The organism is Brevundimonas sp. EAKA (genome assembly GCF_000698025.1).
Classification (GTDB): domain Bacteria; phylum Pseudomonadota; class Alphaproteobacteria; order Caulobacterales; family Caulobacteraceae; genus Brevundimonas; species Brevundimonas mediterranea_A.
On sequence record NZ_JMQR01000114.1, the window covers coordinates 1 to 9844 of the forward strand.

Annotated in this window: 11 protein-coding genes; 6 read left to right on the forward strand and 5 right to left on the reverse strand. The window is 68.9% G+C overall.

The genetic code is table 11. The features are described from left to right. Positions 1 to 30: 30 nt before the first annotated feature. The 4 genes from ER13_RS13685 to ER13_RS13700 all read right to left on the reverse strand — a co-directional run bounded on the left by ER13_RS13685 (position 31) and on the right by ER13_RS13700 (position 2146). Positions 31 to 459 (reverse strand): hypothetical protein, encoded by a 429-nt coding sequence (locus ER13_RS13685; protein ID WP_230307717.1) that lies wholly within the window; start codon positions 457 to 459, stop codon positions 31 to 33. A 189-nt stretch (positions 460 to 648) separates the two neighbouring features. Continuing rightward, positions 649 to 1122: a YcgN family cysteine cluster protein gene (locus tag ER13_RS13690; RefSeq protein ID WP_035310084.1), complete on the reverse strand. Its 474-nt coding sequence runs from the start codon at positions 1120 to 1122 to the stop codon at positions 649 to 651. Between the two features lie 110 nt (positions 1123 to 1232). Continuing rightward, the gene (locus ER13_RS13695; RefSeq protein ID WP_035310086.1) at positions 1233 to 1571 is read right to left on the reverse strand and encodes a multidrug efflux SMR transporter; all 339 of its coding nucleotides are present in this window, start codon (positions 1569 to 1571) and stop codon (positions 1233 to 1235) included. Next, entirely contained in the window at positions 1568 to 2146 is a 579-nt protein-coding gene (locus ER13_RS13700; RefSeq protein WP_035310087.1) for a TetR/AcrR family transcriptional regulator, read from the reverse strand. The genes ER13_RS13695 and ER13_RS13700 overlap by 4 nt, the downstream gene beginning before the upstream one ends. An 83-nt stretch (positions 2147 to 2229) precedes the next feature. Here ER13_RS13700 and ER13_RS13705 point away from each other — a divergent pair, with 83 nt between their 5' ends. Further along, positions 2230 to 4047, forward strand: coding sequence for an ABC-F family ATP-binding cassette domain-containing protein (locus ER13_RS13705; protein WP_035310089.1), 1818 nt, complete (start codon positions 2230 to 2232; stop codon positions 4045 to 4047). Here the strand turns inward: ER13_RS13705 and ER13_RS13710 are convergent. Further along, complete coding sequence (locus tag ER13_RS13710; RefSeq protein ID WP_008264376.1) at positions 4044 to 4223, reverse strand: hypothetical protein; 180 nt, start codon at positions 4221 to 4223, stop codon at positions 4044 to 4046. The genes ER13_RS13705 and ER13_RS13710 overlap by 4 nt on opposite strands. A 92-nt stretch (positions 4224 to 4315) precedes the next feature. Between ER13_RS13710 and ER13_RS13715 the strand changes: the two genes are divergently transcribed. From ER13_RS13715 to ER13_RS13735, 5 genes are all read left to right on the forward strand, one after another. Further along, positions 4316 to 5290, forward strand: a complete 975-nt coding sequence (locus ER13_RS13715; protein WP_035310091.1) for an alpha/beta hydrolase — start codon at positions 4316 to 4318, stop codon at positions 5288 to 5290. A 91-nt stretch (positions 5291 to 5381) separates the two neighbouring features. Next, positions 5382 to 6362 carry a sensor histidine kinase gene (locus tag ER13_RS13720; protein ID WP_035310093.1) on the forward strand — a complete coding sequence of 327 codons (981 nt, stop codon included), beginning with the start codon at positions 5382 to 5384 and terminating at the stop codon, positions 6360 to 6362. A gap of 608 nt (positions 6363 to 6970) precedes the next feature. Then, positions 6971 to 8158, forward strand: coding sequence for a TonB family protein (locus tag ER13_RS13725; RefSeq protein WP_155988162.1), 1188 nt, complete (start codon positions 6971 to 6973; stop codon positions 8156 to 8158). A 44-nt stretch (positions 8159 to 8202) separates the two neighbouring features. Continuing rightward, the gene (locus tag ER13_RS13730) at positions 8203 to 9246 is read left to right on the forward strand and encodes an ABC transporter substrate-binding protein (protein ID WP_035310096.1); all 1044 of its coding nucleotides are present in this window, start codon (positions 8203 to 8205) and stop codon (positions 9244 to 9246) included. Then, positions 9239 to 9844 (forward strand): ABC transporter ATP-binding protein (locus ER13_RS13735; RefSeq protein ID WP_035310098.1); only part of this gene is annotated, 606 nt, incomplete at its 3' end. The genes ER13_RS13730 and ER13_RS13735, both read left to right, overlap by 8 nt.

The following is a 9844-nucleotide window of genomic DNA, read 5'->3' on the forward strand; positions in this document are numbered from 1 at the left end:
CCCAGCAGCAGCCAGGTGGCCCAGCCGGGTTCAACCGGTTCGATCTGGTGACGGTTCACCAGGGCCTTGCGGGCCTCCCGTCTCAGGATGGCCCCCTCCAGCTTGTCGATCTCGCTTGCTCTCGATGATCGCTTCGATCCGATCGCAGTTAGCGGCCAACTCGCGTCGCAGTCGCTCGTCCTCTTCGGGGTCGTAGATCCGTCCACCCATCCCGTCCTCTTCGCTGTCTTCGGCCTCGACGCGCGGCCGGATCGCGTCCACCAGCTTGGCGGCGCGCGCGATCACCCCGGCGCGACGCGCCAGCTTTTCCGCCTCGTCCAAGGTCTCGGGTTCCTCGCTGCAGATCATGTCGGTCGCACGCTCGACCGCCGTCTTCAGCCGTTCGAACAGGGACGCCAGCCAGCGGCCGCCCGTTCCCGTCTCTTCGCCTTTTCCCGCCATGCCCAAACCATAACGCACCAGCGTCCTCAGGCTGGAAACTCGCCCCGAGAAAAGCATAAGCCTTTGTATTTAAGCGATTTGGACCAGCGTCATTGTAACAGTTGACGCCGAAAGCCCGACATAACCGGCCTCAAGCAGCGCGAAGCGCGATAGGCCCAGAAAAGTGGCCTCAAGCAGCGCAAAGCGCGACAGGCCAGCAAAAAGCCTCTACCCGCGTTCGACCGCCCACTCCGGCGCCTCGAAATCCAGCGCATCCTCCGGCTCGGCCAGCGACAACTCCGAGATCGTCTGCCCCCGCACCGACACCCCGGCCGTATGCACCGTCTCCGGATCGCCCGAAACCAGCGGATGCCAGGCCGCGAGCGTCCGCCCCTCGTGCAGCCGGCGATAGGCGCAGGACTTGGGCATCCACGCCAGGGCCTGGATATTGTGCGGCGTCAGCTTGATGCAGTCCGGCACCTGGACCTTGCGGTTCGCATAGTCGGCGCAGGTACAGGCGGCGGAATCGAACAGTTTGCAATGGACCCGCGTCGGGATCACCGCGCCCGAATCCTCGTCCTCGAACCGGATCACGCAGCACAGGCCGCACCCGTCGCACAGTCCCTCCCACTCGGCCGTGGACATCTCGACCAGGGTCTTGGTTTCCCAATAGGGCTGAAGCGGGGACGGAACGGGGATCATGGGACGGCGCGCCTAATCGGTGGATGCGGCGATCAGATGGCGGCCGCGACTTGGACCGGCCCATAGCATCCCTGTTTCGACAGGTCTCTCCGTTCGCCCACGCCCCCGGCTCAGTGACCGACGGTCTTTGAGAACAGGTTGATCACCACCACCCCGCCGATGATCATCGCCAGGCCCGCGATCGCCGGCCAATCCAGCCTCTGGCGGAACGCGACCGCCCCGATCACCGAGATCGCCACCACCCCCAGACCGCTCCAGATCGCATAGGCGATCCCCACCGGCATCTGTTTCAGCGCGACCGACAGCAGATAGAAGGCCAGGCCGTAGCAGACCGCCATCCCCGCCGTCGGCCAGACCTTCGTGAACTGCTGGCTCTGCTGCAACAGGGTCGTGCCCACGACCTCCAGCCCGATGGCCCCCAGCAGGGCCGCCCAGGTTATGGGGCTCACGCCTCGTTGGCCGTGATCAGATGGCCGGGCGTCAGCAGCGACAGCAGGGCCCGCCGCTGGTCCAGCGACACCGCATGCGTGCCGAAGATGTCCGACATCCACAGTCCGTCCGCGATAAGCCTTAGCATCAATGCGTCGTCCGCGCCGACCGGGTCGCTGGGATCGTCGATCTTCACCTGGGCGATCCAGCCGTTCCAGCGTTGCGCCAGTGTGGGTTCGATGGCGCAGGCGGCCATGACAACCCGTCCGATGCTGATGTCCTGAGGCGTGAAGGGCTCGATCACCGTGGCCCGCAGATAGGCCCGCGCATTCCGACCATAGGGCTCCGGGTCCCGGGCCGCCTCGGCCAGGACGCTGTCAGTGTGCATTTCCCCCAGATGGTCGATCATCCCCTCCAGCAAGGCGATCTTGCTGGGGAAATGGTGCAGCAAGGCCCCCTTGCTGACCGTCGTCCGCGCCGCCACCGCATCCAGGGTGAAGCCCGACGCCCCCAGTTCGGCGGCGACTTCCAGCGCCTTTTCGATGATTTCGGCCCGGGTGTCGTCGGGGGCGCGGCGGCGTGTCGTGATGTCCATGACCGCTACATACCGTCTGGACGGTATCTGTCAAATCCCAAAGGCCGTGGCGGATCGAGCGTCCCTCCTCTATATGGCCGCCAATGGCAGCCAGACCCCCCCTCGTCGCACTCAAGGACGTCCGCCTTCAGGACGGCCAGCGCCCCCTCTTCGACGGCGTCGACCTCGCGGTCGAACCGCGCAGCCGCGCGGCCCTCGTCGGCCGCAACGGCGCCGGCAAGTCCACCCTGATGAAGGTGGTCATGGGCCTGATCGAGCCCGACAGCGGCGACCGTTCGGTCCAGTCCGCCGTCCGTTTCGCCTATGTGCCGCAGGAACCGGAAATCACCGGCGAAACCCTTCTGGACTACGCCTCGTCCGGCGAGGCCGAGACCTGGACGGCCGAGAGCTGGCTGGCCACCTTCGGCCTGGATCCCGAGAAATCGACCCAAGGCCTGTCCGGCGGCGAGACCCGACGCGCCGCCCTGGCCAAGGCCTTCGCCGAAGAGCCCGACCTGCTGCTGCTGGACGAGCCGACCAACCACCTCGACATCCTGGCCATCGAACTGCTGGAGAACGAGCTGATCCAGGCCCGGTTCGCCCTGCTGGTCGTCAGCCACGACCGCGCCTTCCTGAACCGCGTCACCAATACGGTCCACTGGCTGGAGAACCGCCGCGTCCGCACCCTGAACAAGGGCTTCGTCGAGTTCGACGAATGGTCGACCAAGGTGCAGGAGGAGGAAGCCGAGGCCCTGCGCCGCCTGACCAAGACCATCGAGCGCGAGACCGTCACCTTCTACTCCTCCATCACCGCCCGCCGCAGCCGCAGCGAGGGCCGCGCCCGCTCGCTGGACGCCCTGCGCGCCGAACGCGCCGAAAAGATGAAGGACGCCCCGCGCGAACTGTATCTGGGCGTCGATTCCGGCGGCACGTCGGGCAAGCTGGTCGCCGAGATCAAGGGCGTATCCAAGGGCTTCGCCGGCCGCACCCTGTTCAAGGACCTGACCACCCGCATCATGCGCGGCGACCGCCTGGGCGTCGTCGGCCCCAACGGGGCGGGCAAGACCACCCTGGTCAAGACCCTGCTGGGCGAGCTGGCCCCGGACGAGGGCACGGTCCGCATGGGCTCCAATCTGGAATCCGTCTATCTGGATCAGTCGCGCGAGGGGCTGAAGTCGGACATGACCCTGTGGGACGCCCTGACGCCGGGCGGCGGCGACAGCATCCTGGTGCGCGGCGTGTCCAAACACGTCGCCGCCTACGCCAAGGACTTCCTGTTTTCAGAGGCCCAGCTGCGCCAACCGATCTCGACCCTGTCGGGCGGCGAACGCAACCGCCTGCTGCTGGCCCGCGCCCTGGCCAAGCCGGCCAATCTGCTGATCCTCGACGAACCGACCAACGACTTGGACATGGACACGCTCGACAAGCTGGAAGAGCTGCTCGAGAACTATGACGGCACCCTGATCCTGGTCAGCCACGACCGCGACTTCATCGACCGGCTGTCCACCTCGACCCTGGCCCTGAACGGGCGCGGCGACATCGTCGAGACCCCCGGCGGCTGGACCGACTTCATCCGCCAGAACCCCGGCTTCCTGCGCCCCGGCGCCAATCCCCGCCCTCAGGACAAGGCCGCCGCCCAGCGCGCCGCCGAGGCCCCGCCCCCCGCTGTCGCCGCCAAGAAGGTCGGCAAGCTGACCTTCAAGGACGCCCACCGCCTGAAGGAGCTGGAGGCCCTGATCGACGCCCTGCCCGGCCAGATCGCCAAACACGACGCGACGCTGGCCGACCCCGGCCTCTACGCCCGCGACCCCAAGGCCTTCGACGCCGCCATGAAGGCCGCCGACAAGGCCCGCGCCGACCTGGAATCCGCCGAACTGGAATGGCTGGAGCTGGAAGAGAAGAAGGCGGCCCTGGCGAGCTAGCCTTCCTTTTCGTCGTCGCCTTCCGCGGGGGTCTTTGATCCCCCGCGGCGGTTCTGAGCCACGCCCACGGCGATGAAGGCGACGAGGCCGAAGGCGAACCACAGGCCGAAATCCTTGGTCAACAGGCCGATCAGCCCGAAGATCAGAAGCACGCCGAACGGAGTGAGCTTTTTCATGGCGTCGACCTTATGGCGGATTTCAGCGTTTGGCGAGTTGGCCGGCGCCGCCGCCCCTTGAAACCAAACCCGCCGTCACCCACTCCACTGACATGACCCTGCGCACCCATGTCGTCGATTTCGCCCCCGCCCAGCAGGCGGCCGTGCGGCGGATCAACGCTGTCCTGGCCCGGGCGCCGCGCCTGCGCACCGACGCCTGGCGGATCGACGCCGGGCAGCGGCTGTCGCTGTGGCTGGACGCAGCGGCCGGGGCGATCACCGTGCCGCGCCTGCGCAAGCGCGGCGTCACGGTCGAGATCGTGCAGACGAAAGGCGACCAGCCCGTGCCCTTGCGCATCCTGCGGCCCGAAGGTCCGCCTCGCGCCGTCATCCTGGACATCCACGGCGGCGGCTGGGTGCTGGGCAGCGCCGGGCTGAACGACCGGCTGAACGCCCATCTGGCCCGCCACGGCTTCTGCGTCGTCTCGGTGGATTACCGCCTGCTGTCCGAGCGGCGCGGAATCTATATCGAGGCCGCCATATCCGACTGTCTGGCCGCCGCCCACTGGACCGTCACCAATGTGGACCGGCTGGGCGCGGCGACCGTCTTCCTGACCGGCGAGTCCGCCGGCGCCCATCTGGCGGCCCTGACCGCCGTGGCCCTGCGCGACCAGGGGCTGATCGACCTGGTCAAGGGCTGCGTCTTCACCTACGGCGTCTTTGACCTGTCGGGCACGGAAAGCGTCCGCTCGGCCGACCCCGACACTCTGCTGTTCAACGGCCCCACGATGCAGGCCGACCTAGCCCGCCTGGCGCCCGAGCGCGACGAGGCGGGCCTGCGCCGTTCCGACGTCTCGCCCCTGTACGCCGACCTGACCGGCCTGCCGCCCGCCCTGTTCCTGGCCGGCGAATACGACCCGCTGTTCGAGGACAGCCTGTTGATGGCGACCCGCTGGGGCGAGGCGTCCGACACCGACCTGATCCGCGTTCCCGAAGTCCCCCACGGCTTCCTGCATTTCGGCGGCCCGGCCGCGCGGGGGGCGCGGGGGGCCGTCCGCGCCTGGCTCAACGGACGCCTGAAGTCATAAGGAAAATTCCCGATTGTAGGACTGAGGGATTTCACCTACCTCCCGAGACTTGAGCGCCGCGTGATGCGGGCATTGGGGGAGAAGTAAGCCTTTGAACCCGGACCTGTTTCGTCGCCCCCCCTTTGGCTATGGTCTGGCGATCTGCATCTGGCTGACGGCGCTCGGGACCCGCATGGCCCTGGCCGACTGGTTCCCGCCCGGCTTCCCCTATCTGACCTTCTTCCCGGCCGTGGTGGTCGTGGCCTATTTCGCCGGACTGTGGCCCGCGATCCTGACGGCCGTCCTGTCAGGTCTCAGCGCATGGTGGTTCTGGATCGGCGCGCCCGGTTTCGACTTGAGCTTGGCGACGGGGATGGCCCTGGCTTTTTACGTCTTCGTCATCGCCGTCGACATCTTCTTCATCATCGGCATGAACTCCGCGACCGACAATCTGCGGCGCGAGGTGGCGCGCAACGCCGCCCTGGCCGAGAGCCGCGACCTGCTGCTGAAAGAGGTCCAGCACCGCGTCTCCAACAATATCCAGGTGGTCAGCGCACTGCTGCGGCTTGAGGCCGGGATGTCGAAGGATCCCGCCGCCCGTCGCGCCCTCTCCGACGCCTCGGCGCGCACCGCCATGATCGCCAATGTGCAGCGCAGCCTGCTCGACGCCGACGGCGCGGCGGCGCCCTTCGACGACCTGGCGCGCCGGCTGGTCTGCGACGCCCTGAACGCCGCCGGCCGCACCGACGTGGCCGTCGTGGTCGAGGAAGCCCGGCACGCCCTGACGGCGGACGAGGCCACGCCGGTCGTCCTGATCCTGCTGGAATGCGTCAACAACGCCCTGGAACACGCCTTCCCCGACCGCCCCGGCCGCATCCACGTCCGCCTGTATGAGCAGGGGGCGGAACGCCGCCTGGAGGTGCGCGACGACGGCGCCGGACCGCCGCCGGGCTTCGATCCCGCCAAGGGACGCAGCCTGGGCCTGCGGATCGTCCTCGGCCTGGCGGATCAGCTTCACGGCCGCTTCAGCATCGTCGACGCCGCCCCCGGCGCCCTGTGTGTTCTCAGCTACCCAAAGCCCGCCGCGCACTGACGTCGCGTTTCTGTGGACAATACAAACCACTGATACGCCAAGGCGAATTTGATCCGTCCACCGATGTTCACAGGCTTGTCCACCGCCGCCGGGCCAATCGTGCACATCGGGGCGAGTTCGGGCGCTTGCCTCATAACGGGTTTCGCGAGAACGTCAACGGGCCGAGGGACACGGCGGCGCGGAAATCGGGGGAGACCCCGGCCTCAAGCGAACCGGCCCGGCTCTCCGACCCGGCGTGATCGGGCGATCTTCGGGTCGTAACGTGCGCCAGGCGGGATCCACGGCCCCGGTCTTCGACGGTCTCAGGATCGACGAAAGGCGGGGAACCGGATCGGGATCGACGGACGACGCGGCCGCAAGGCCGTGGAACGCCAGAGACCCGGAGCGCGACAGGATACAGCCGACCGCCCTTTCGGGTTCGCTCGAAACGGCGCTGACGCCAGGGTCCGACCCAGCCGGCCAAGTCCAACCCGGACTTGGCGAGGGGACGAAGAGCACGGGTTCCCCCCGAACGCTTCGTCCCCTCGCTCAATTGGGGCCGAATTCACAGACTTACGCTAGACAGACGCCGCCCCATCTGCACCCATGCCGTGCAGTTGGAGATCGTCATGCGCGCATTACAGACCGCCCTGTGCATCCTGGCCGCCGGCGCCGTAACGACGGCCGGTTCGGCGAAGGCCGACCCACGGCTGCAGGACGCGGGGCCGCCCCCACCGACGCCCTCGCCCATCAGCGTCAGGCCCGGCGTCCTGATCGGGCCGGCCCCATCGGTCGAGAACACCATCCTGCAGCTGCCACAGGCCGAAGCGACGTGCGAAGGCCTCGCGGTTCAGCCCTTCTACGCCGACGACCTGCCGGCGCAGCAGGCCGCGCGACGGGGGATGTCCGACGCAGAGACGATCCTGGCCTTCTCGGTCGCGTCGGATGGGCGCACGGTGGATATCCGTCCCGCCGACGCAGCCCCCGCAGCCTTCGACACCCTGCAGGCCGGTCTCGCCGCCTGGCGGTTTCCCGCCCAAGCGCGCAAGGATTGCCGCTTGACGATCCGCTGGCGCGGCGTTCGACTGGACGAGGCGGAAGTCCCGGACCTGCTGAACTATTTCGCCGTCACCCGGACCACCGGGGCCCTGCGCGACGCCGTGGCGAAACGCCTGGGCGGACAGGGCGCCGACTGCGGCGACCGGTTCGGCGGCCGCCGACCGGACACGGTTGTGTTTCCCGACTTTGAAAAAGGGCGCAAGCCCCCGCCCGGCGGCCGCAGTTGGTCCGTGACCCGCTGGAACATCGACGCCGATGGCCGCGCGACCGACGTCGAGACTCTCGGCTCGTCCGGCGACTTAGACCTGGACTCCGAGGCTCGCCGTGCGGCGGCCGAGACCCGGATGCAGCCCGGACCGGCCCGGACCGGCTGTGTCTACAATCTCTATCGCTCGGGCGGGACCCTCGCGGCTCCGCCGCTGACGCCGGAAGATCAGCGTGAAGACCCGCTGCAGCAATGCCCGCCGGCCGTCGCAGACCGGTTCGCCGTTCGGGCCAATCCCGTATTTCCGACCGTCTTCAACGAGCGCTCCATTGAGGGCTGGGCGTTGATCCGCTTCGACATCGCCCCCTGGGGCCAGATCGGCAACGTCTCGGTGATCGAGGCCCAGCCGGCCGCCGCCTTCGGCGTCGACGCCCTGCGGCTGGTGCAGTCCAGCCAGGCCACGCCGGGGTTCGAGGCCGGCGTCCGGTGCGTTGTTCCCGTCCGCTACAAGCTGCAGGACGAAACGGCCGCGCCCGACGTGGATCAGAACTGAACCCCCGCCTTCCCAAGGCCTGCATCCCCTCGTAAAGCAGGGCCATGATCCAGCTTGGGAATCGCCTGCTGACCCGTCGCCGCGCCCTGCTCGCGGGCGGCGCGGCCGTGGTCGGGGGGGCGGCGCTGGGCCTGCGCGCCTGCGACCGCTCAGAGGCGCCGGTGGATGAGCAGGGCCGGGTGCGGCTGCGTTTCGCCACCGACTGGCGGGCTCAGGCCGAACAGGGCGGCTTCTATCAGGCCCTGGCGACCGGCGCCTATGAGAAGCGCGGCCTGAACGTCCAGATCGTTCAGGGCGGGCCGGGCGTGAACGTGCCGCAACTGCTGGCCTCGGGCGCGGTCGAACTGGGCATGGGGTCCAACAGCTTCATCCCGATGAACCTGGTCGCGGCCGGGGCGCCCGTTAAGGCCGTCGCCGCCTTCTTCCAGAAGGACCCCCAGGTCCTGATCGCCCACCCGGACCCCGCGCTGGAGACCATCGCCGATCTGAAGGGCCGGCCCTTCCTGCTGGCCGACGCCTCGATCAACGCCTTCTGGGTCTGGCTGAAGGCCAAATACGGTTTCACCGACGACCAGGTGCGCAAATACACCTTCAACCTGGCGCCCTTCCTGGCCGACGAGCGGGCGGTGCAGCAGGGCTATCTGACCAGCGAACCCTACACCATCGAACAGGAGGCGGGGTTCGAGCCCAAGGTCTTCCTGCTGGCGGACGAGGGCTATCCCTCCTACGCCGCCATGGTTCTGGCCCCCAACGCCTTTGCGCGCGACAACGCCACGGCCCTGCGCAGCTTCATCGCCGCCTCGGCCGAGGGCTGGCGCGACTATCTGCGGGGCGATGCGGCGCCGGGCGACGCCCTGATCCGCAAGGACAATCCGGAAATGACCCAGGCCATCCTGGACCAGGCCCGGCAGAAGCTGCGCGACAACGCCATCGTCGACGGGGGCGACGCCGCCCTGTACGGCCTGGGCGCCATGACGGCCGACCGCTGGCAGGCCTTCTTCGAGGTGGTCAGCCAGGCGGGGGTGTTCGACCCCGGCCTGAACTGGCGCGAGGCCTTCACCGACAACTATCTGCCGGGCCGTGGCTGATCCCATCGCCGCGCTGCGGGGGGTCGTCGTCGACTGGCCCGGCCGCGCGCCGCTGGGCCCCATCGACCTGAGCGTGGCGCGGGGCGAGATCGTCGCCCTGGTCGGGGCCTCGGGCGCCGGCAAGTCCACGACATTGCGCCTGCTGGCGGGGCTTCAGACGCCCAGCCGGGGCGAGGTGATCCGCGCCCTGGGGGTCGGCCGTACCGGCTTCGTCTTCCAGAGCCCGACCCTGATGCCCTGGGCCGACGCCGTCGCCAATGTGGCCCTGCCGCTGGAGCTGGCGGGCGTGGCCCGGCCCCAGGCCCGTTCGCGCGCGGCCCAGGCCCTGGGCGCGGTCGGCCTGGGCGACCGGCCGGACGCCCGGCCGTCGCAGCTGTCGGGCGGCATGGCGATGCGCGCCGCACTGGCCCGCGCCCTGATCACCGCCCCCGACCTGCTGTTGCTGGACGAACCCTTCGCCGCCCTGGACAGCGTCACCCGCCGCCGCCTGATCGAGGATCTGCACGCCCTTTGGGCCGCCGCCGAGCCCCGGCCCGCCATGGTCTTCGTCACCCATGATGTCGAGGAGGCCGTCTATCTGGCCCAGCGGGTCGTGGTG